General features: G+C 71.6%; 22 protein-coding genes and 1 pseudogene. 8 read left to right on the forward strand and 15 right to left on the reverse strand.

The annotated features are described in order from the left end of the window. Positions 1–16: 16 nt before the first annotated feature. From AB5J73_RS23755 to AB5J73_RS23795, 9 genes are all read right to left on the reverse strand, one after another. The gene (locus AB5J73_RS23755; protein WP_370972362.1) at positions 17–1,405 is read right to left on the reverse strand and encodes a trehalose-6-phosphate synthase; all 1,389 of its coding nucleotides are present in this window, start codon (positions 1,403–1,405) and stop codon (positions 17–19) included. After that, the gene (locus tag AB5J73_RS23760) at positions 1,402–2,652 is read right to left on the reverse strand and encodes an MFS transporter (protein WP_370972364.1); all 1,251 of its coding nucleotides are present in this window, start codon (positions 2,650–2,652) and stop codon (positions 1,402–1,404) included. The genes AB5J73_RS23755 and AB5J73_RS23760 overlap by 4 nt, the downstream gene beginning before the upstream one ends. Before the next feature lie 27 nt (positions 2,653–2,679). Beyond that, on the reverse strand, positions 2,680–3,444 hold the full coding sequence (locus tag AB5J73_RS23765) for a HisA/HisF-related TIM barrel protein (protein WP_370972366.1): 765 nt from the start codon (positions 3,442–3,444) through the stop codon (positions 2,680–2,682). A gap of 302 nt (positions 3,445–3,746) precedes the next feature. Continuing rightward, the gene (locus AB5J73_RS23770; protein WP_370972368.1) at positions 3,747–4,112 is read right to left on the reverse strand and encodes a hypothetical protein; all 366 of its coding nucleotides are present in this window, start codon (positions 4,110–4,112) and stop codon (positions 3,747–3,749) included. Then, positions 4,109–5,449, reverse strand: coding sequence for an alpha/beta hydrolase (locus AB5J73_RS23775; protein ID WP_370972370.1), 1,341 nt, complete (start codon positions 5,447–5,449; stop codon positions 4,109–4,111). The genes AB5J73_RS23770 and AB5J73_RS23775 overlap by 4 nt, the downstream gene beginning before the upstream one ends. A gap of 25 nt (positions 5,450–5,474) precedes the next feature. Then, complete coding sequence (locus AB5J73_RS23780; protein WP_370972371.1) at positions 5,475–6,776, reverse strand: WXG100 family type VII secretion target; 1,302 nt, start codon at positions 6,774–6,776, stop codon at positions 5,475–5,477. Continuing rightward, positions 6,773–7,159: a hypothetical protein gene (locus tag AB5J73_RS23785; protein WP_086856674.1), complete on the reverse strand. Its 387-nt coding sequence runs from the start codon at positions 7,157–7,159 to the stop codon at positions 6,773–6,775. The genes AB5J73_RS23780 and AB5J73_RS23785 overlap by 4 nt, the downstream gene beginning before the upstream one ends. A gap of 102 nt (positions 7,160–7,261) precedes the next feature. Further along, positions 7,262–7,564 carry a hypothetical protein gene (locus AB5J73_RS23790; protein ID WP_020644701.1) on the reverse strand — a complete coding sequence of 101 codons (303 nt, stop codon included), beginning with the start codon at positions 7,562–7,564 and terminating at the stop codon, positions 7,262–7,264. Positions 7,565–7,582: 18 nt separating this feature from the next. After that, a complete protein-coding gene (locus AB5J73_RS23795) occupies positions 7,583–7,927 on the reverse strand; it encodes a WXG100 family type VII secretion target (RefSeq protein ID WP_155541946.1) in 345 nt (114 codons plus the stop codon). Between the two features lie 216 nt (positions 7,928–8,143). On the opposite strand from AB5J73_RS23795, the gene AB5J73_RS23800 reads away from it, so the two are divergent. Together AB5J73_RS23800 and AB5J73_RS23805 are read left to right on the forward strand one after the other, a co-directional pair. Beyond that, positions 8,144–9,112 (forward strand): hypothetical protein, encoded by a 969-nt coding sequence (locus AB5J73_RS23800; protein ID WP_370972374.1) that lies wholly within the window; start codon positions 8,144–8,146, stop codon positions 9,110–9,112. 30 nt (positions 9,113–9,142) lie between these two features. After that, on the forward strand, positions 9,143–10,555 hold the full coding sequence (locus AB5J73_RS23805; protein ID WP_370972376.1) for a class I adenylate-forming enzyme family protein: 1,413 nt from the start codon (positions 9,143–9,145) through the stop codon (positions 10,553–10,555). On the opposite strand, the gene AB5J73_RS23810 is transcribed toward AB5J73_RS23805, so the two are convergent. From AB5J73_RS23810 to AB5J73_RS23825, 4 genes are all read right to left on the reverse strand, one after another. Beyond that, complete coding sequence (locus AB5J73_RS23810; RefSeq protein ID WP_370972378.1) at positions 10,552–11,034, reverse strand: nucleotidyltransferase domain-containing protein; 483 nt, start codon at positions 11,032–11,034, stop codon at positions 10,552–10,554. The two genes, AB5J73_RS23805 and AB5J73_RS23810, sit on opposite strands and share 4 nt — an antisense overlap. Continuing rightward, positions 11,034–11,477 carry a YdeI/OmpD-associated family protein gene (locus AB5J73_RS23815; protein WP_370972380.1) on the reverse strand — a complete coding sequence of 148 codons (444 nt, stop codon included), beginning with the start codon at positions 11,475–11,477 and terminating at the stop codon, positions 11,034–11,036. The genes AB5J73_RS23810 and AB5J73_RS23815 overlap by 1 nt, the downstream gene beginning before the upstream one ends. A 54-nt stretch (positions 11,478–11,531) precedes the next feature. Next, on the reverse strand, positions 11,532–12,236 hold the full coding sequence (locus AB5J73_RS23820; RefSeq protein WP_370972381.1) for a trypsin-like serine protease: 705 nt from the start codon (positions 12,234–12,236) through the stop codon (positions 11,532–11,534). A gap of 119 nt (positions 12,237–12,355) precedes the next feature. Further along, positions 12,356–12,823 (reverse strand): hypothetical protein, encoded by a 468-nt coding sequence (locus tag AB5J73_RS23825; protein WP_370972383.1) that lies wholly within the window; start codon positions 12,821–12,823, stop codon positions 12,356–12,358. Positions 12,824–13,181: 358 nt separating this feature from the next. Here AB5J73_RS23825 and AB5J73_RS23830 point away from each other — a divergent pair, with 358 nt between their 5' ends. Together AB5J73_RS23830 and AB5J73_RS23835 are read left to right on the forward strand one after the other, a co-directional pair. Then, complete coding sequence (locus tag AB5J73_RS23830; RefSeq protein WP_370972385.1) at positions 13,182–17,372, forward strand: polymorphic toxin-type HINT domain-containing protein; 4,191 nt, start codon at positions 13,182–13,184, stop codon at positions 17,370–17,372. 10 nt (positions 17,373–17,382) lie between these two features. Continuing rightward, positions 17,383–17,649 (forward strand): hypothetical protein, encoded by a 267-nt coding sequence (locus tag AB5J73_RS23835; protein WP_370972387.1) that lies wholly within the window; start codon positions 17,383–17,385, stop codon positions 17,647–17,649. Positions 17,650–17,783: 134 nt separating this feature from the next. Here AB5J73_RS23835 and AB5J73_RS23840 read toward each other — a convergent pair whose 3' ends face one another. Next, the gene (locus tag AB5J73_RS23840; RefSeq protein WP_370972389.1) at positions 17,784–18,113 is read right to left on the reverse strand and encodes a hypothetical protein; all 330 of its coding nucleotides are present in this window, start codon (positions 18,111–18,113) and stop codon (positions 17,784–17,786) included. Between the two features lie 109 nt (positions 18,114–18,222). Between AB5J73_RS23840 and AB5J73_RS23845 the strand changes: the two genes are divergently transcribed. Continuing rightward, entirely contained in the window at positions 18,223–18,750 is a 528-nt protein-coding gene (locus AB5J73_RS23845) for an alpha/beta fold hydrolase (RefSeq protein ID WP_370972391.1), read from the forward strand. A gap of 16 nt (positions 18,751–18,766) precedes the next feature. Continuing rightward, on the forward strand, positions 18,767–19,057 hold the full coding sequence (locus AB5J73_RS23850) for an alpha/beta fold hydrolase (RefSeq protein WP_370972393.1): 291 nt from the start codon (positions 18,767–18,769) through the stop codon (positions 19,055–19,057). Between the two features lie 3 nt (positions 19,058–19,060). Here AB5J73_RS23850 and AB5J73_RS23855 read toward each other — a convergent pair whose 3' ends face one another. Beyond that, entirely contained in the window at positions 19,061–19,417 is a 357-nt protein-coding gene (locus AB5J73_RS23855; RefSeq protein WP_284742606.1) for a VOC family protein, read from the reverse strand. A 128-nt stretch (positions 19,418–19,545) separates the two neighbouring features. Between AB5J73_RS23855 and AB5J73_RS23860 the strand changes: the two are divergent. Then, a pseudogene (locus AB5J73_RS23860) lies at positions 19,546–20,920 on the forward strand (IS1634 family transposase). 20 nt (positions 20,921–20,940) lie between these two features. Continuing rightward, complete coding sequence (locus AB5J73_RS23865) at positions 20,941–21,120, forward strand: hypothetical protein (protein WP_370972395.1); 180 nt, start codon at positions 20,941–20,943, stop codon at positions 21,118–21,120.

The raw sequence follows: 21,120 nt of genomic DNA on the forward strand, positions 1-21,120 counted from the left end.
CGTTCAGCGAAGCGGGTCAGAGCCGGAAGACCTCCTCGAGCCAGCCGGACACCGTCTCGCCGCGCAGCATCGCGCGGCGCTCCGCCCGCGACGACGGCCCCGGGCCGGTCAGCGCCGCCTCCATCGCCTCGCTGGTCGCCGCCAGGTCGAACGGGTCGATCGGGACCGCGAACCGGCTCAGGTTCTCCAGCACGCCGGCGTTCTCCGACACCAGCAGCGACGCCTGGTCCGGCAACACGTACGCGGCTTCCTTGGCGAACAGGTTCAGGCCGTCGTAGGTGGAGTTGACCACCGCCGCGTCGCTCATGCTCAGCCCCGCCAGCACGCAGTGGCGCGAGTCGTCGTCGGCGGCCGGGCGGACGAGGGAGACCGCTTCGGTGCCGTCGACGGCGAACCGCGCGTTGATCCGCCGCACGATCTCCTCGGTCGCTTCCGCGTACGCCAGGTGTCGCCCGGCCGCCCGGCTCGGGGTGGTCACCACCGCCGCGAACCAGCACTCCGCGGCCAGCTCCGGACGGCGTTCGAGGAGCATCTCGTAGGCGCGGAACCCGCGGGGCAGGTTCTTCCACAGGTCCAGCCGGTCGGCGCGCAGCATGATCCGCCGTCCCTGCGCCGCCTGCGCCAGCCGGCCCCGCCACTTCTCCATCGGCGGCTCCGCCACCATCTTGTCGATCGTGCCGGTGTCGAGCGGGAACGGCGTCGCGACGAGCTCGGTGCGGTGCCCGGCGTGGTGCACCGTCCGCCCGTCGACCACCGCGCCGGGCAGCTCGCGGGCGCAGCAGCGCAGGAACGCGTCGGCCCAGCGGGACGCGTGGAAGCCGACGACGTCGCAGCGCAGCAGGCTGGTCAGCAGCCGCACGCGGATCGGCCGCGGGATGAGGGAGAAGTAGTCCGGCTCGCACCACGGCGTGCCGAGGAAGTAGGTCAGCCGCCGCCGTCCCGGCCGTTCCGCGGCGAAGAACTCCGGGACCAGCATCAGGTGCGGGTCGTTGAGGAGGACGAGCTCGTCGTCCCCGCCGCCGGACACTTCGGCGAGGCGCTTGGCGTAGAGGCGGTTCACCTCCTCGTAGCCGGACCAGGCGGCCCACATCCGGTCGTCGAACACCGGCTGCTCCGACGTGTCGTGCAGGTAGTGCAGCAGGCCGAGGACCAGCCGGATCGACACCTCGTCGTAGTGCTGCCGGCGCAGCTCTTCGCCGGGTTCGATCGGGTGCAGGACGACGCCGCCGTCGATCCGCACGGTGTCCGGGGTGCCCGGCCGGTCGGGCGGCAGGGTGAAGATCCAGTCGCCCCCGTGCTGGTCGAGCAGGGCGATCACCATCGGCACCAGGCCGCCCGGCGACCGCGGGGAGATCTTCCCGGCTTCCCAGCGCGGGCAGCTGTTGCTACAGGTCAGAATTCTCATGTCAGGCGCCTCCGGACGCGAGAGCAGACGACGGCCAGGCCGGCCGCGGAGAAGACAGCGAGGGTGGCGGCCAGGCCCTGGTAGCCGCCGAGCACCGAAACGAGGCCGGCCAGCGGCGCGGCCACCCCGGCCGCCACGCCCATGGCCGCCTCGCCGATGCCTTCGAGACGGGTGCGCAGCTCCGGCGACGCGGTCCGCCCGAGCAGCGCGCTGCCGCCCACCACCCCGCCGTTCCAGCCGAGGCCGATGAGGACGAGGTGGCCGGTCATCAGCATGGGGTCGTGCCCGCCGGCCAGCACCCCGAGCAGACCGCCCGCCGCGAGCACGACGCCCCCGGCCGCGATGAGGTACCCGGGGTGGTACCGGTCGGCGAGGGCCCCGGTGACCAGCGAGGGGCAGAACATGAACACCACGTGCAGGGCGACCACCACCCCGACGACCGTCAGCCCGTCGCCGCCGACGTCGAGGTGGACCGGGGCCACGGTCATGAAGCCGACCATCGCGAAGTTCGTCACCGCGAGCGCGGCGACCGCGGGCAGGGCCCGCGAAGACCGCAAGGCCTTCAGCGTCCCGCCCGCGGGACCCGGTTCCGGCCGGCCGGAAGAAAGCGAAACCGCGCTCGCCCCGAAGCGCGACAACGCCCCGAAGGCCAGCGCGGCCGCGCCGAACGCCAGGATCGCCACCAGGTACGCCCCGGCCGGGCGGAGCAGGCCGGCGCCGGCCGCCAGCGCGCCGCCCGGGCTCAGCAGCATCGGGCTGGCGACCGCGCCGGCGGCCGTGGCGAACAGGACGCGGCCGAGGGCGCGGCCGCGGCGGTCCGGTGGCACCGCGGCCGCCGCGGCGTACCGGGCCAGGAAGACCGCCGCGTTCGCCGCCCCGAGCAGCACGCTGCCCAGCAGGACCAGGGGAAAGCTGCCCAGCGCGGCGGCCAGGACGACCAGCGCGGCCCCGCCCGCGCCCGCGGTGAACCCGAGCGCCAGGCCCGGTCCGCGCCGGCCGAGCGCGGCCAGCCGGGACAGCACGAGCGCCGCCCCCGCCTGACCCGCCAGGTTCATCGCGACCGGGACGCCGGCCAGCGCCGCCGAACCGGTCATCGCCGTGGCCACCAGCGGCCCCGCCGTCCCGCCCGCGGCCAGGCCGGTGCTGCCGACCGCGGTCGCGACCGCCACCAGGTCCGGGACGATCGAACGGGCGGACGGCGGGGGACCGGCCGGCCGGTGCGGGCGCACCGGGGCTCCGGACGACACCTCTTCGCTCCTTCCCCCGGCCACGCTTCAGGCAGCCAGTTCGGACATCGGGCCGGACTCGTACGACAGCAGCCCGGCCAGCGCCGCCTGCCGCATGGCCGCGGCCATCTTCAGCGGTTCCCTGGCACGCACGAGCGCCGTGTTCACCAGCGTGGCCGCCGCGCCCAGCTCCATCGCCTGTGCGACGTGCCGGGCGCTGCCGATACCGCCTTCGACGATCACCGGGATCCCCACCTGGCCGATCACGGCTTCGATCGGGCGGGGATCGACGATGCCCCGGCCCGAGGCCACCGGCGCCGCCATCACCCGCAGCGCCGCGCACCCGGCCTGTTCGAGCTCTTTCGCCGTCTTCACGTCGGGCAGGATGAACGGCAGCAGTTCCATGCCCTCGGCCCGCAGTTCGCGGGCGGCTTCCACGGTGCCCGCGTTGTCGGGCACGTTGTCTTCGCCGCGCACGTCCAGCTTGAGGATGTCGATCCCCAGCGAGTCGCGCAGGATGCGCGCGCTCCGCAGCGCGCTTTCCTTCGACCGGGCGAACGACGTCGTGCCGATCCAGGTGAACCGGTCGAGCGGCAGTTCGTTCTCGAGGTCCATCAGGAGCAGGCTCGACCGGCGGTTGTCCGGGTCCACCGTCGTGATGAACACGTCGGCGCCGGCGGCGGTGAGCACGTCGCGCACGAGCGGGACCGAGTCGTACTGCTCGATGCCGACGACGACCCGCGAGCGGAACTCCCGGGTGCCGATCTTCAACCAGGCCCGTTCGGCTGCCGGGCCCAGGTCCGAAATAGTCACGATTCGTCCGTCCTTTCCCACCGTTCACCTGTCGGAATTCGCCTTCCCCGCGGCTGGGCGGAGGGTGGTGCGTCAGCCGATGCGAACAGTTCGGGACGAGCGCGGCCGGCCGCGGCCGAATTTCGGATTCCGCAAGGATTCCCTGGCTCCGCTGGGAAATCCGAGGTCAGCTTCGCCCGCCCGAGTGACACATCGGTGCCAGTGTTCTGGGAACGGCAAATCCTGACAATGCGAAGCCCAAGATCGAGCACAATGGAAATAAATGGCGCCGTCGCCGGAATGCCGGTGGGTGGGACCGGGCCTCAGGCGGGGACCGGGCGGGTCGAGCCGATGATCGCCACCGCGTGGCTCGCGCGCGCCACGTGGACCGTGAAGTCCGCGCCGTCGCGGCTGAACCGGGCGATCAGCTCGCGCGGGGTGCTCCGGTCGTGCGCCTGCCAGCCGCGCTCGGCCAGCGTGGGCAGGACGACCTCGGCCAGGCGGCGTTCCGGCTCGCCGGGGTGTTCGAGCCGGACGCCGTACTGCCAGCACAGCAGCTGCCCCGGCCGGGTCGGGTCGCAGTCCAGCTCGCCGTCCACCGTCCGGTCCGCGCCGTCGCCGAACACCTCCGCGACGCTGTCGATCACGTCGGTCAGCTCGACGGCCAGCCGGTCCAGTTCCGGGCTCATCGCAGCACCCCTCCGTCGTTCAGGAACTCGACGCCGTGTTCGAGGATGCCATTCGGGTCGAAGGTGCCGTTCGGGGTGACCGGGCCGCTGGTGATCACGCGGTAGATGTTCGTCCACGACTCCGAACCCGGCTTCAGCACGTCACTGTGCGACGACAGGCCCCACAGCTGGCCGCCCTCGGCGTCCCGGCCGGTCTCCAGCTCGGTGACGCCGGGGAAGGTGTCCGGGTCCGCGCCGTGGCCGATGCCGGTCCACTCCAGGCCCCACGCGTTGCCCTGGGCGATCTCGATCGGGTCGAGCGGCGCCGTCATCGAGTAGCGCTGGACGCCCGCCTGGCTCGCCGGCAGGTCCGACGGCGACCACACGCCGTGGCCCATGCCCGCCGACTCGACGTGCAGGACGCGGTCGACGTCGAGGCCGTGCGTCTCGGCCAGGCCGACCGTGGCGCCGCCGTAGCTGTGCCCGATCGCGGTCAGCGTGACGTCGGAGCCCGCGTGGCTCGCGATCTCGCCGCGCAGGTCGTCGGTGAAGTTCTTGAGGTCGGGGGCCATCGTCTGCGCGTAGCTCGCGTCCGGGCCCTGCACGACCGGGTTCTGCGGGAACACCCCGTCGGCCCAGACGACCATCGCGGTGCGCCCGGTCGGGTCCGCGGCCACCAGGCTGCGCCCGAGCCCGGCGTAGGCGTCGAAGTTGGACATCTGCGTGTTGACGCCGGGGACGAACAACCCGACGTTCCGCGTCCCGGGCTCGACGTGCCCGACCAGCTCGGCGATCCGGCCGTTGCCCGCCGGGTCGAACTTCAGGATCTGCCGGTTGTTCGCGAGGATGTCTTCGTAGAGCTTGATCCGCGCCTGCGAGCGCTTGATTTCGTCGGCGTCGGTCAGCCCGGCCAGCTTGGCGCGTTCGGCCGTCAGCGCGTCGGAGACCTTGGTGCGGTTCTCCTCGATCGCGTGCGCCCACGCGCCGGTGTCGGCGGACCCCCCGATGCCGGCGGGGTTCCCGGCCTTCGGCAGCGGGTCTTCGGGCAGCAGCGCCCGGTACATCGCGGCGACCTGGGCGTCGGTGCGGCGGTAGCCGGCGGCCGACTCGATCAGTCCACTTTGGAGCTTCTGGGCGCGGGTGACGTGCTCGCCGAGCTTCTCGCCCAGCTCCGTCATCGTCTTCTCGAACGTCTTGGCCGCGGCCGCGGACTCGCTGACCTGGCCGAACGCGGCGGCGGGGACCTTTTCCCCCGCCACCGCCTGCTGCGCGGTGCCCAGCGCGTCCGCACGCGAGCCGAACTCGCCGGCCACGGTGTCGAGGCGGGCCGGGGCGACGCGATAGCCGGCAGCCGTCACGGCCCGCCTCCGTTCCTAGAGTGGTTCAGTACGCTTCGGGCTCTTCGCCGATGACCGGGGGTGCGACCGGGGCGGACTGGCCCCAGACGTTCTCCGTTTCGACCAGCCACGCCGGGATCCGGCGTCCGGAGCCCATGTCGCCGCCACCGCCCATGCCCATCGGCATCATGGGCATCATCGGCATCGCGCTCTTGGCCGCCGCCGCGCCCACCGCGCCGGCCGCGCCGCCGGCGAGACCGCTGAGCGCGTTGCCCGAGCCGCCGTCGCCGGCCAGGCCGGAGTGCGCGGCCGGGGCGTCGCCGCCCCCGCCGATGCCGGCCCCGCCGGGGATGCCGCCGCCGATCGAGGGCGCGTCACCGCCGCCGATCGGGATGCCGCCCCCGGCGCCGCCCTCGACGCCGGCCCCGCCGCCGCCGAGCTTGGTGCCGGGCGGCTGGTCCTTGTTGTCCTTCGGGTCCTTGCCGGTGGCCCAGGACGGCACCTTGGGCATGATCGAGCCGAACCGGCCGAACGCGGCGGCCGACGCCGCGGCGAGCCCGGCGGTGAACATGTCGCCGAACAGCGGGTTCGACGTCGGCACGGTCGTGCCCGGCTGCTGCGGCGTGCCGGTCGAGGGCAGCGGGTGCCCATCGCCGGGGGTGACGACGACGCCGGGGTCGGTCACGCCGTTGCCGACGAGCCCGGGCGAACCCGTGCTCCCGGCACCGCCACCGGCGGGCGGGGCCGTGGGCACCTGGGCGGCGTTCGGCGACGCCGGGATCGACTCTTCGGCCACGGTGTACTCCCCGGCCAGTTCGGTCATGACGACGATCGCCTTGCCGTGCGCCGACCCGGCGGCGTTGGCCGCGGACTGCTGGGCCTCGACGTTCGCGATGGCCTGCTGGCGCTGCTGCGCGGCGGCCTGGACGACGGTGGGGGAAGCGTCCGGCGGCAGCAGCGGCGGGTTGACCGCGAGCGCGACGTCGGCGGGGGAGACGTCCGGCACCGAAACCGGCGGCGGCATCTCCTTCTTGGCCTTCACCAGCGCGTCGGCGGCGTCGCCGAGCATCACGTTCATCGCCTCGGCGGTCTGCGCCACCTTGGAGATGCCGTTCGCGAGGTCGACGATCATGTGCTGGTACTGGTCGGCCGCGCCGCCGGTCCACTGGTCCTTGAACTCGGTCAGCTCCGAGTTGAGGTTGTGGGCCTGCTCGTGCAGGTGCAGCGCGGCGGACTTCCACTTGTCGGCGGCGTGGCGCGCGCTGTTCGGGTCGCCGGCCTGGAGCATCGCGTAGAGCTGCTGGTGGCTGAACGCGGCGAAGTTCGTGTGCGCGGTGTTCTTCGTCATCCCTTGCGGCTCCCGTCCGAGTCACCGAGGCCCAGCAGCCCGAGCACCGGGTCGAGCAGGTTGGTGACCGCACCCGAGTGGTGCAGGTCCCCGGCCACCGCCTGGTCGGCGTTCTGGTAGCCGTCGGCGACCGTGGTGGTCACGTCCTGCGCGAAGCCGATCGCGCTGCGGACCTGGTCGAGCAAGCCCTGCATCTCCGAGACGGCCGCGCGGTGCGCGTCGGCCAGCGACCCGGCTTCGCCGAACTCGCCGAACAACAGCGGCTCCGCGCCGAGGGTGAGCAGGAAGTCGTTCGGTTTCGACATCGCGTGGATCTGGGTTTCCAGCTCCCGCACGAAGTCCTTCAGCGATTCCAGGTGGACGTAGTACGACTGGTCTGGCATCGGTCCCGGCTCTCTGGGCGCGACTTGCGGACATGGGGAAAGCCGGTCGGCCGGTGCGAGCGGGGGGTTTCCCGCACCGGCCGACCGACGTCTGGGCGCGGATCAGCCCGCGAACAGCCCCTGGTTGCGGTTCTCCAGCGACTGCTGGAGGTCGTGGGCCTCGCCGACCTTGCCGCCGAACTGCGCGATGATGGCGACGATGTCCGCGGTGGCCTGGCGCAGCCGGGTCTCCGACTGGCGGGCCGCGTCACCGGCGGAGCTGCCGGAGGCGTACCAGGTCGCGGTGATCGGCTGCAGGTTCTGGTGCAGCTGCTCCAGCTGCGAGGTGAGCGCCTTGGCCTTGGCGGCCAGGGATGCCGAGCTGTGCTGCAGCGCGGCGAAATTGATTTCGACGACGTCGGCCATGGTGGGCGTCCTCTCGGGTCAGGGGTTGAGGCGGGGGATCACGCCCGAGCCCTCGAGGGTGTTGCCGACCCCCTGGAAGCTCTGGTGGACGTCGGCGTCGCCGCGGCCGTAGTTCTGGTGGCTGGTGTGGACGAGCTGCGACATGGTGTCGAGCTCCTTCACGGCCACGGTCATCTTCTCCTGCAGTCGCCGCTGGAGGTCCCAGAACGCCACGGCCTGGTCACCCTTGTAGTTGCGCAGCGCCTCGGTCAGCTCGGACTCCAAGCTGGCCATCGTGGACTTGGCGTTCGTCGCGGTTTCCTCGAAACCCTGGACGGCGCGCGTCATGGCAGCGGAATCTGCCTGGAATCCCGGACTGGACATCGACGGGCCACCTCCTTCCTGAAGCGAATTCCCCTGGCGCGGTGGTCCGCGCGGTGTGAAAGTCACGCTAGAAAAGAGGCCAGTGTGGTCAAACGGCACAACTGCCGGTCGCGGTGACGGCACTTATACCCACAGGGCCGCGGTGGGGCCCGCCCCACCTTTTCCCGGGGGCGCGCTCCAGTGCCCGGCGGCCGGCCCGGCGCCAGGCTGTGTGCCATGGCAGACAAGGGAAATCCGCTGGTCACGCTCCGGGCGTGGCACCGCCCGCTGGTGGTGCTCGCCGGGGTGATGGGGGTGCTGTGCGCGGCGTCGCTGCTCGGCCTGTGCTTCGATGATCGCACGCTGGTCAATGCGCCGGTCTGGCTCAAGCCGCTCAAGTTCTCGGTCTCGGTCGGGCTGTACGCGCTGACGCTGGCCTGGCTGCTCACCCACGTGCGCCGCGGCGCACGCGCGGGCTGGTGGTTCGGCACGGTGTTCGCCGCCGGCATCGGCCTGGACGTCGGGCTGATCGTGGTGCAGCTGATCTTCCGCGGCACCACGTTGCACTTCAACAAGGCGACGCCGGCCGACGTCGCGATCAACAACGTCGTGGCGGGCGGCGCCTACGCGGCGTGGCTGATGACCGCCGCCGTGGTCGTCCTGCTGCTGGTCCAGCGCCTGCCGGACCGGGCGCTGACCTCGGCGTTGCGCTGGGGGACCGGCCTGGCCCTGGCCGGGATGGGGATCGCGATGCTGATGTTCTCGCCGTCGCCGGCCCAGCAGGCCGTGCTCGACGCGGGTGGCAAGCCCTCGACGTTCGGCGCCCACTCCGTCGGCGTCGAGGACGGCGGGCCCGGGCTGCCGGTGCTCGGCTGGAGCACCGCGGGCGGGGACCTGCGCATCCCGCACTTCGCCGGCATCCACGGCCTGCAGGTGCTGCCGCTGATCGCGTTCGGACTGCTGTTCCTGGCCCGCCGGTACCCGGTGCTCTCGGCCGACGTCGTCCGGCGCCGGCTCGTCCGGGTCGCCGGCGCGGGCTACGCGGGCCTGCTTGTCCTGCTCACCTGGCAGGCCCAGCGCGGCCAGTCGATCGTCCACCCGGACTTCTGGACCCTGGCCGCGGCCTTCGCCTTGGTGGTGGCGGTCGCGGGGGCGGCGGCCGTGGCCGTGCGGCCTTCTGCCGAAATTCTGAGATCCGCCCGGTAGACCGGGACCCCCGGGCGAAAGGCGGTCGAGATGGTCCACCCGCAGGCTCTGCTGGACGAGCTGGAGCGCGCCCCGGAGGTTCCCGCGTTCGAACACGGCTCCCGCGTCACGTCGCGCGGCGAGCTGCGGGAGCTGATCGGCCGGTTCACCGCGGGCCTGCGGGCGGCCGGGCTCGGCGCCGGCGACGGCGTCGGCCTCGCCACCGCCGTCACCGCGGAGGGGTTCGCCGCGCTGATCGCGGTGCACGTGCTCGGCGCCCGCGCGGTCGCCGTGCGGGCCGGGCTGCCGGAGGCGCAGCTGCGGCACGTCCTCGCCGACGTCTCGGCGGTGGTCGTGGACGGCTCGGTGGAGCCGGTGGACGCCGGCGTGCCGGTGCTGCGGATCGGGTCCGCCCTGCTGGCCGCGTACGAGGAGCCGGCACCGGGCGGACGGCTCGAGGACATCGCGACGGTCGTGTTCACCAGCGGCAGCACCGGCCTCCCGAAGGGCGTGGCCTACAGCTACCGCGCCCTGACCGAGGGCCGCGTCTGGCGGCCGCCGCTGCCCGGCACGGCCCACGAACGGCTGGGCGCGTGCTTCGGGCGGTACCTGCTGTTCGGTTCCCTGGCCAGCGCGGTGATGGTCGAGCAGCTCGGGGTTTCGCTGCTGTCCGGTGGCACCGCGGTGATCCCGGAAGGGCTGCCGGACTTCCCCGGCGTGCTCCCGCGGCTGGGGATCACCGCGGCCCTGACGACGGTGCCCAGGCTGCACCGGATCCTCGACGACCTGCGCGGCACGGCCGTCGACCTGAGCGCGTTGCGGGCGCTGATCGTCGCGGGATCGCCGATGCCGCAGCACAAACTGGCCGAGGCGGCCGAGCGGATCGGGCCCGCGATGCACCACGCGTACGGGCAGACCGAGACCGGGATGCTGACGATCTGCCGGGCCGACGAAGGCCTCGGGTCGGTCGGGAAGCCGTGCGACACGGTGCAGATCGACGTCCGGGACGAGATCTGGGTGCGCACCCCGTCGGCGTTTTCCGGCTATTGGCGGGATCCCGAGACGACGGCGTCGGTGCTGCGCGACGGCTGGGTGCGCACGCAGGACCTCGGGCACCTGGATTCGGCGGGGTACCTCCACCTTTCGGGCCGGGCGCGGGACGTGGTGATCGTGAACGCGATCATCCACTACGCCGGCCCGATCGAGCGGGCGATCGCGGCGCACCCGGACGTCGACCAGGCGTACGTGGTGGCGGTCCCGGACGCGCTGACGGGCGAAGCGGCGCACGCCTTCGTGGTCCCGGTGCCGGGGCGGGAGCCGGACCTGGCGGAGGTCCGCAAGGGGGTGGCGGCCGAGCTGGGGGAGGCCGCGGTGCCGGCGCGGTTCAGCTTCGTGGGCGCGGTTCCCGTCGCGCCGTCGGGAAAACCGGACAAGGCCGCGCTGCGAAGGTCCGTTGTGGACTAGAAGTGGGTGTCGGCGCCGAAGGCCTCACGGAGGTGGCGCATGTCCGCGAGGTCCCGCGGCCGCGGTGCGTACCCCTGGTGGAAGAAGATCTGCTGGGCGGCCGAGATGCACGGCACTTCGACGCCGTCGACCGACCCGGTGACGAAGCAGTCCGCGGGGTAGCGGAAGACCGCGCCTTCGCCGTCGGCTTTCTGGGTGGCTGAGCCGTTTTCGGCGAAGACGAGCGGGTGCAGGTCGAGTTCGGTCGCGCCGTCGGAGAGCACGAACCGGACCGGGCGGAGGTCGAGGGTCTCGTGGTAGCCCAGGGTTCCGAGCGCTCGCCGGACGGCCGGTTCCTGCTCCGAGCGGTGCAGCAGGTCGAGGTCGCCGTGGTCGCGGGTCTGCCGCCCGAGGAGCGCGTCGATGCCCCAGCCGCCCGCGAGCCACACCTCGTTCGGAGCCACGGCGGCCAGCACGCGGAGCACCGTGCGCGCGTCCATCACTTCCCGGCGCGCAGGTCCGTGATCACCTTGGCGACCCGCCGCTGCCGGGTCTCCTCGGTCTTCGCCTGGCCGATCGGCAGCACGAACCGCTGCTTCGCACTGTAGGAAAGGCTTTCGAACCGCGCTCGCGCGGTGTCGTCCGCCGCCAGCGCCGCCGCGAGGTCCGGCGGGACCGCCAGCTCGCGCGGGGCGGTGTCGAGGGCGATCGCCACCACGACGTCGTCCCCGGCGGCGACCCCGGCCTTCTCGCGGTTCTCCGCGCTGAGCGGCACCAGGAACTGCCCGCCGCGGCTCGCGACCGTCGTGCGGTAGGTGTGCCCGCCGAGCGTCACCGTGACCGCGGGCTTCTTGCCGGCACCGAGCGCTTCGACGACGTCGTCGGGTACCGGCAGGCCGGTCGCGGTCTTGCCGCCGAGCAGCACCCGCGTGCGGAACTCCATGGGTCGAGTATGCCGCGTGCCGGCCTCCCGGGCGGTGAGGCCGGCACGGGCGGGTCAGACGCCGGCCGTGGTGCGGATCCAGCTGCGGCTCGACGCGATGCTCGCGTAGTTCTGCGTGCCCTGCGGGTTCGAACCGGAGTTGTTGCCCGTGGAGCACACCCCGACCTGGGCGCCGTTGGAGAGCTGCGGTCCGCCCGAGTCGCCGTGCCACGCCGAGCCGTCGATGCCCTGGCTGGCGATCGCGGTGCCGCCGAACGCGTCCGTGCTGGTGCCGGTGACGCGGACGTTGGCGGTCTTGAGCGTGCTCGAGGGCGGGCTGCTGCCCTGCGTGCGGCCCCAGCCGTAGATCTGGTTGGTGGCCCCGGTCGGCGGGTTGCCCGTGCCGAGCTTCATGTACGTCGTGGTGACCGCCGTCGTCAGGTGCAGCAGGGCGATGTCCCCGTTCGGCGACGCCTTCTGCTGGTCGACGTTGGCGTTCGTGCCCTGCTGGAGCGTCACGTTGCCGACCTTGACGTGCATGCCCGGCGAGTTCAGGCAGTGCCGCGCGGTGAGCACCCACTGCGGGGCGATGATCGTGCCCGAGCACTCGAACCCGCCGTAGGTGGTGACGTTGTTCCAGTAGATCTGGGCGCCCCACGGCGCGGAGGAGACGGTGCTCCCGCCGATGATGTCCTGCTGGGCGTCCGCAACCCCCGCTGAGACCATGCTCAGCGCCGCGGCGGCAGCACCCACCGCGGCAACAGCCCTCGACATTCGCATGAAAATGCCCTTCGGCCAGGTGATCCGGATGTCGGCCCCGAAACCGGGCGACGAGCACAAACGTAAGTTCGTGGGAGGTTCCCGGGTACCTACCGAAGTCGGAAACTCGCCGACGGTGATCAGGGTGCCGTGGCGACCAGCTCCAGCAGCGTCGTCGGGTCGCCGTTCGGGTCCGCGCCCACGCCGACCTGCGTGGTGCCGTCGGACGGCACGTCGACGCTCGAGTGCACCCCGGCGTCGGTGGTCAGCGACGCCTTGAGCTTGTGCCCCTGTCCCGCGGACAGCCCGTCGGCGCGGATCGAGTACACGGCGGGGATCTTCATGGTCAGCTCACCGCCCGTGCCCAGAACCTTGAAGCAGACGCGGCCGTTGAGCGTCTGGCCGATCGCTTCGGTCGTCTTCACCTGGATCACGCCGACGGTGTCCTGCCCGGTGGGGCAAGGCGCGTACACGATGTGCCCGTCACCGCTGATGAGCTGGACGTGGTCGGTGGCGAGGATCGCCGCCGCACCGGGGTAGCTGTAGTCCTCGACCAGCGACGGCGGCTGATCGCTCGCCGCGATTTCGGACCCCTGTGCCGTGAGCACCCCGGCCGTTCCCGCGATGCCTGCGACCGCGATAACCAGAATTGTCCGGTTCAGCGCGCGCATGATTCCCCCTCGTTGATTGTTCAAGCCGACTTTCACCCCAAAGCCGACATTCCTTTGCCGGCAAGTGCGGCGTCGTGAGGCTAAGGCATCGAGGTCAGGAAGGTCGTTGTGATGTCGATCACGACCATTTGGCCGTTGATGAGATTCCTTCCCGTGGTTAATGTCCCGGTGGGCGAATGGGGCCGGTGGCCTCGTTTGTGAGGGTCAAACAGGGGGGAAATCCACAATGCGTGCGGCGAGACGGCGATTTCGTGCTGCCCTGGTCACGGTTCTGACCGTATCCCTGGCCGGTGGCGTGTCCACCGTTCCGCAAGCCCAGGCCGCGCCGCGAGCCGCCGCGGCCGCGACGGCGGCCACCTCACCCGGCAGCGACCGCGCGGAAGTCCTGCGGCTCTGGCAGTTCGGCGGCCCGGCGACCAAGCGCGACGCCGCGGCCGCGCTGGCCGGGACCGATGCCGACATCACCCGCTTCCTCACCACGCAGAAGGACGTCGACACGTCCATCGACCTGGACGTCCAGGTCAACCAGCTGATGGCGAACGGTGGCCCGGCGACGAGGAACGCGGCCCAGCAGGCACTGGACGCCAACAGCGACGCCGCGCTGACGACCTTCCTCGACACCGGCTGGATCACCCCCCACGGCACCGATCTCGACCTGCGCGTCAACCAGGTGATGGCCGCAGGAGGACCGCAGGTCAGGAAGGCCGCGCAGCAGGCCCTCGACGCCAACGCGGAAGACGCGCTGCGGGCGTTCTTGAACAGCGGCTGGCAGGTGCCGTTCCGGATCGACCAGGACCTCAAGGTCAACCAGATCATGGCGGCCGGCGGGCCGGAGGTGAAGAAGGTCGCGCAGCAGGCGCTGGACGCCAACACCGTCGACGCGCTCAACCAGTTCCTGGCCGTCGATCTGCCCGTGGCCCAGGCGCGCGACGCGGAGACGGACTCGATCGCGCAGCTGACCGCGACGGCGAAAGCCGCGTCGGTGCAAGCCGCGAGCGAAACCGACGTGGCGAAGCGACAGTCCGACCTCGCGGTGACCGAGGCGGCCGCGGCGCAGAAGGCGGCTCAGGCCGCGAAGGACGCGGCGGCTGCCGCACAGGGGCACGTCGAGCAGGCCGCCGCCGCGGCGGCACGGGCGGCTTATGCCGCCGACCAGGCCGCGGCGACCGCGCGGCAGGCGGTCGGCGCGGCGAACGCGGCGTCCAACGCGGCGCACACCGCCGCGGTCGCCGCATCGCGCGCCGCTACCGCGGCCTCTCAGGCCGGGCGGGCGGCTTCCCGGGCGTACGACGCGGCGGCGCTGGCGGTCGGTGACCGGGACAAGGCCGCGGCCGCCCGCGAGGCCGCTCAAATCGCCCACGACGCGTCCTTGAGCGCGGCGGCGGCGCGGGATGCGGCCCTGAGCGCGAAGACCGTTTCGCAGCAAGCGGAAACCGCGGGCGGCCTGGCCAAGGACGCGGCCGCGCAGTCCCGCATCGCGGCCGATGCCGCGACGGACGCGGCCAACAGCTCCGCGGCCGCCGGCGCGGACGCGCGGCAGGCCAAGGCCGCCGCGGCGCGAGCCCGCGTGCAGGCCGACCGCGCGGCCGCGGCCGCGAACGCGTCCCAGGCGTGGGCGCACCAGGCGTCCCAGGCCGCGGGCGAGGCCGCTACGGCCGCCGACGCCGCCGCTACGGACGCGCACAACGCGGAAGTGGCGGCGCTGGACGCCGCCGCACACGCGGGCAACGCCGCGAACGCGGCGGAACAAGCGACCCAGCACGCGAACGCCGCGACCGCCGCGGCGACCGCGGCCGTCACCGCGTCCAACCAGGCCACCCGGATCGCCCAGGACGCGCGCAAAGCGGACGACGACCGCATCACGCTGGCCGGCCAGCAGGCCGACGACGCGGCGAAGGCGGCGCTGGACGAGTACGCGAACCGCGTGATCCCGCCGCGGCGGGACGTGGACCAGGCGAGCACCTGGAGTTCGGAGACGAGCCGCCTGATCGCCGAAGCGCAGGCGGCCGGGACTGCCCGCGCCACGGTGCTGGCCGACGCGCGCAAGGTCGCGCTCGACCTCGCCGTCACGGGAGGCCCGTGGACGCAGGCCGCGTCGACCGCCGCGCTGGCCGGTTCGGACGACCAGGTCGTCGACTTCGTCACCACCGGTCTCGCGGCCGCCGCGGGACAGGACGACCGCGTCGTCCTCGCCGACCTGAGCGAGGCGGGCACCGACGGGTTCAAGGCCGCGGCGGCGACCGCGCTGGCCGGTTCGGACACCGCCGTCCGGGACTTCCTGCGCAGCCGCGACTACCCGGGCCGCTTCACCGACGATTCGCTGCTGGTCAACCAGATCATGGCCGCGGCACGTACGGCGGGCCGGACGGTCGTGGTGCAGCAGGCGCAGCGGGCGCTGGACCAGAACACCGATCAGGCCCTGCGCGCGTTCCTGGAGACCGGGCAGTACACCGCGCTGAACACCGACGAGGACCTCAAGGTCAACCAGGTCATGTCGGCGGCGAAGGCGGCGGGTGCCCGCGAGGTCGCGGCGGCGGCGCAGGCGGCGATCGACGGGCCGCCGACGTTGCGCCACGAGTTCCTGACGGTCGGCCAGTTCACCGCCGCCCGGCGGGACCAGAACACCGCCACGCACAACGCGGCGATCGACGCCCTGCTCGCCCAGGCCGCGACGGCCGCCGCGACCGCGACGCACGACGCGAACGACGCTCAGGCCGCGGCCGCCCGCGCGCGCAACGCGGCGCAGGAGGCGCAGAACTACGCCGATCAGGCGTCGGCCGCGGCGGCCCAAGCCACGACCTGCGCGAACCAGGCGCGGGACGCGGCCAACCGGGCCGCCGAGTCGGCGCAGCAGGCTCAGGCGTCGGCGAACACGGCGGCGGCGGCCGCGAAGTCCGCGGCGATCTCCGCGGACAAGGCGAGTGCTTCGGCGGCTTGGGCGCAGCAGTCGGCGTACGACGCCGCCGGTTACGCATCGGATGCGGCCGTCTCGGCCAACATCGCCTACGGCGCCGCGATCGACGCGGGCAAGAGCGCGCAAGAGGCTGTCGCGCTGGCGAAGGAGGCTTGGCAGGGCGTCGCCGACAAAGCCAAGCTGGAGAAGCAGAACGCGATCAACCAGCGGACGTGGGACTGCAACAACCGGGCCGCCTGGGTGGCGCAGTCGCTGAACACCGACGACTGCATCAAGCTGTTCAGCGGTACTCCGGCCGACCAGCAGCGGATTCTCGGGCACCTGCAGCAGCTGTGCCGTCAGCTGAACGACCCCGGCACCGTCGAACTGGCCAACTGCCTCGACCCCCGCAACCTGCTCAACGCCGAGTTCATGCCCGGTCCCGCGCCGTACGGCGATTCGGAGCTCGGGCAGTCGGTGACCGGCCTCGTGCTCGCGGGTCTGCTCGCGCTGATGTGCCCCGAATGCGATCTGGCCTCGTTCCTCGGCAACGCCGAAACGGAACTCGGGCTGACCGGGGCCCGGGAGCTTTCGGCGATGATGGCGGAGGCGCTGGCCCGCGGGGACGGGCTGTTCAACGCCGCCGCCACCGAAGTCTCGGCCGAACTCGGCAAGGTGACGGAAATGGCGATCCAGGCGGATCTCCAAAGCGCCGAGCTGGCCCGGATCGCGCGGGAGTACAAGGACCGCTTCCCGTTGTGCACCGGCAACAGCTTCGCGGCGGGCACCCGGGTACTGATGGCCGACGGACGCGCCGAACCGATCGAGGACATCGCAGTCGGCGACCACGTGGCCGGCGCCGACCCCGGTTCGGCGCCGGGATCGCACCTCGTCGAAGCTGTGCACGTCACCGATGACGATCACGACTTCACCACGCTCACGGTCGGCACCAGCGGCGGCCCGCAGTCGATCGAATCGACCGCGAAGCACCTCTACTGGAACGCCACGACGCACGAATGGACCCAGGCGGCGAGTCTGCGGCCCGGGCAGTCGCTCGAAGCCGCGGGCGGCGGCCGGGCCACCGTCGTGGCCGACCACCGTCATCCCGGCGCCACCAGGACGTTCAACCTGAGCGTCAACGCGGTGCACACGTACTACGTGCTCGCGGGCGACGTACCCGTTCTGGTGCACAACACCAATTCATCCGGATGCGAGCCGTACTTCCGGGTGTACGGCCCCGAACAGAAATCGGGCATCATCGCGGAGGTCAACGACGGCGTGCTCACGATGATCATCGAAGGCGACGCGTATTCGCCTCGTGGTGGCCAGATGTTCGCGGACGTCATGAACCATTTCGGTGCGGAGAACGTGCGCCAGTTCGACGCGAAGTGGGTGACCAAGATGCCGACGAACCTCGACGCGTTCAACGCGAATCTGCGGAACGGCATGTCGTACGAAGACGCCGCGGCCAACACGTTCACCGGTCACATGTGTGCCAAGTACGGTTTGACCAAGGTCACGGTGGACCGAAGTAAGCTGGTGGGCAGTTTCGGCGCGTACACCGATGTCGCACCGACGTTTTCGAGGCCGTGAGGGAGTGCCTGTGTCGACTGACGGACCCGAGCTGCGCGTGCTCGTGGCGGAGAAGACTCCCTTCCTGGAGCTCCTCGACCACCTGAAGGCACGTGCGGGAGGGGACCTCGGCGGATTTCAGCTGGTGGCGATGCTCCAGCAGGAAGCGGGGATCTCCTTCACCGAGTCGCGGGAGATGCTGGCCTACTTCGCGCCGGATTGGACGCCCAACGCGGAGCCCTCGGTGATCAACGAGCGGTGGGATGCGATCGTCGAGGGGTGGCTGGCGCGCGGGTGAGGGGCCGCCGGTCGCCGGGAGCCGGGAAGTAAAGTCTCCTCGCGTTCGCGCACGAGGGGGAACCATGGCAGCGCCACAGCACGATCCTGAGCTCTTCGACGAGCTCACGAAGAACGAACTCCGCCGTCAGCCGATCAGCCGATCAGCCGGTACGCCGTCGCCACCCTCGTCTCCGGGCTGATCGGTGGTCTGCTCGCCCCGGTCTTCGCCGTCGTCGCCGTGGTGCGGATCCGGAAGCAGCGGCGGCGGGGGGTGGTCCTCGTGATCTGCGGGATGGTCGCCTTCGCCGGGTGGATGGGGTTCCTCGGGTACCGGATCAGCACCGGGACCGCCTGGTGGCAGCAGCGAGCGAGCCAGGACCGGCTGCCCGCGGGCGCCGTGCACGGGTTCGACCTCGCCGCCGGGGATTGCTTCTGGGCGCCGCCCGCGTCCGGGGCCTCCGATGTCCTGCGGCGGTCGTGCACCGAGGGGCACACCGGTGAGGCGTTCGAGGTGCTTCCACTCGGCGAGCCCGATGCCCGACATCCTCGACGTCTACCCTGACTTGGCTCAAGATCGCTGATCTTGGGTAGGGTGCTGGCTGTTGAGCTGCGGTTTCGTCGTGTGAACGGCGAAAATCTGCGCACTGAGCGGCCGGTTCCAGGGGTCTGCCCATCGCTTCCCGGTTACGGCTTCAGCGACAAGCCGGCCGCGCCGGGGTGGGGGATCGAGCGGATGTCCGACGCGTGGTGCGAGCTGATGGCCCGGCTCGGCTACCGGCGGTTCGGCGCCCAGGGCAGCGACTGGGGCGCCAGCATCGCCACGAGCATCGGTCAACGGCAACCCGATCGGGTCGCCGGCAGCCATCTCATGCCGCCGCTCGCACCGCCCGATCCGGCCACGTCGGACGACCTCACCGGTGCCGAGCGGGCGGCGCTCGCGACACTGCGGGAGGCGGACGAATGGGGCTGGCGGATACTCGGCGCGGCAGTCGACCCGGCCGCGGACGGTCGGCTACGGGCTGGTCGACTCGCCGGCCGCCCTCTGCGCCTGGATCGTCGAGAAGTTCTGGTCGTGGACCGACTCCGGTGGCGACCTGCATCGGGTTATTACCCGGGATGAGCTGCCCGACAACCTGATGCTCTACTGGCTGTCCGGCACCGGTGCCTCATCCGCCCGGCTGTACTGGGAAAGCCTCCGGCAGGTCAACGAATGGATCTCCGGGTCGGCCGGCGCGCCGGTGACCGTACCCACCGGCTGTTCGGTCTTCCCCAAGGAGCTGCAGCGCCCGTCTCGGCGGTGGGCGGAGCGCCGGTTCCCGAACATCCGGTACTGGAACGAGCCCGGCAAGGGCGGCCACTTCGCGGCGTTCGAGCAGCCGGCGTTGTTCGTCGACGAGGTCCGGTCATTCTTCCGGCTGGTCCGCTGATGGTCACCCGTACTCGGTAAGCGGCTGGCTAAAGATCAACAAGTGCCCATCGGGTGTCCGTACGTTGAAGTCGCGCATCCCGTAGGGCCGGTCAGCCGGTGGCTCGACGATGTCGGCGCCGCGGGCGCGCAGCTCGTCGTGGCAGGAATCGACGTCGTCGACGACAACCGTCACCCTGGCCGGGCCGACGCTGCTTTCGGCGTACAGGTGGAACTCGGCGGTGTCGCGGATCACGGCCGCGTAGCTGGGTGGGGTCTCCCAGGTGAATATGGTGTCGAATCCGAGCGCGTCCGTGAAGTACGACCGCGCTGCCTGCACATCTCGGCACGGCAGCACGGGAACCGCCACCCGCATGACCATTCCGTCACCTTACCTGACTTTGGCTCAAGATCGCCGATCTTGGGTAGGGTGCGCACTAAGCGGCCGGTTCTAGGCTGTCTCTCGTGGCGTATGTGCGCACGGTGAAGACGGCGTCGGGGGCCAGGGCGGTGCAGATCGTGCACTCCTCGCGTCGCGGGTCGCGGGACATCGAGCACATCGGCTCGGCGCATGACGATGCGGCGTTGGAGGCGCTCAAGGCGGTGGCGAGGCAGCGTCTGGCTGTGGGGCAAGCCCGAGCTCGACTTTGGCCCGGACTTCGCGGCGTTGCAGGCCGGCAGTGGTGCTGGTGGTGGGCCGCTTACTGGTGCCGGCACGGATCGTCGAGCCGACCGGCAAGCTGGACAGTCTGCGGGTGGTCGAGGAGGCAGGTTTCGACCCGCCGGCGTACGCGACCCTCAAGCGGCGTCTGCCCGCGTTCGCGAAAGAGTCCTGGCGGCAGAAGTTGGCCGCGGCGTGCGCCCGCACCGCTGATCTGGGGCCGGCGTCACTGGTTCTCTACGGTGTGTCCACCTTGTACTTCGAGACCATGCCGGGGACGGGTTCCGTGAGCCCGGGTTCTCCAAAGAACGCCGCCTGGAGCCGCAGATCACGATCGGGCTGCTCACCGACGCAAGCGGGTTTCCGTTGATGGTTAACGCGTTCGAGGGCAACCGGGGCGAGACCACTACGATGCTGCCGACCATCCGTGCGTTCATGGATGCCCACCAGCTGGCTGATGTCACGGTCGTGGCCGACGCTGGCGTGATCTCTGCGGCCAACCAGCAGGCCATCGAGGCCGCGGGGTTGTCGTTCATCCTCGGCGCGCGGATACCCGACGTGCCGTACGTGGTCCAGGCGTGGCGCCACGAGCACCCGGATGAGCAGATCCCCGACGGGCACATCTTCACCCAGCCCTGGCCTGCCGGCCCCAAGGACCAGCGCCGCGACCAGATCATCTACTACCAGTACCGGGCGGACCGGGCTCGGCGCACCCTGCACGGCATCGACGAACAGGTCGCCAAGGCCGAGCAGGCCGTCGCCGGCAAGACCGCGGTCAAACGCAACCGGTTCATCCAGCTCACCGGCGCCACCAAGAGTGTCAACCGGACCCTGGAAGCCAAGGCACGCGCCCTTGCCGGCCTCAAAGGCTACGTCACCAACCTCCCGGACGTCACCGCCGAGTTCGTGATCGACGCCTACCACCGACTGTTCCACATCGAGAAGTCGTTCCGAATGTCTAAACACGACCTACGTGCGCGGCCGATCTACCACCACAAGCGCGAGTCGATCGACGCGCACCTGACGGTCGTGTTCGCCGCCCTGGCCGTCAGCAGGTGGATCGAGCAGACCACCGGCCGGTCGATCAAGAAGTTCGTGCGCACCACCCGCCGCTACCGCACCATCAACATCCAGGTCGGCGAGCACACCCTCACCGCCGTCGACCCGCTACCCGACGACCTCCGCGATGCCCTCACCCGCATCCACGACCGCGGTGCGCACTAATTTGAGCCAAGTCAGGCCCGATGCCCGACATCCTCGACGTCTACCAGCGCTCCCTGGCCCGCTGCGAGGCCGACGCCCGGCGGCTGCCGGACGTGCGCGTCCAGGTCGTGACGCCGACCGCGGACAGCTGGAACAAGGGCAAGCACCTCGCGGTCTGCTACTACCGCTTCGCCATGGAGAAGACCGCGCCCGCGCGGTGA

The sequence above is a fragment of the Amycolatopsis sp. cg9 genome (assembly GCF_041346945.1).
Lineage (GTDB): Bacteria > Actinomycetota > Actinomycetes > Mycobacteriales > Pseudonocardiaceae > Amycolatopsis.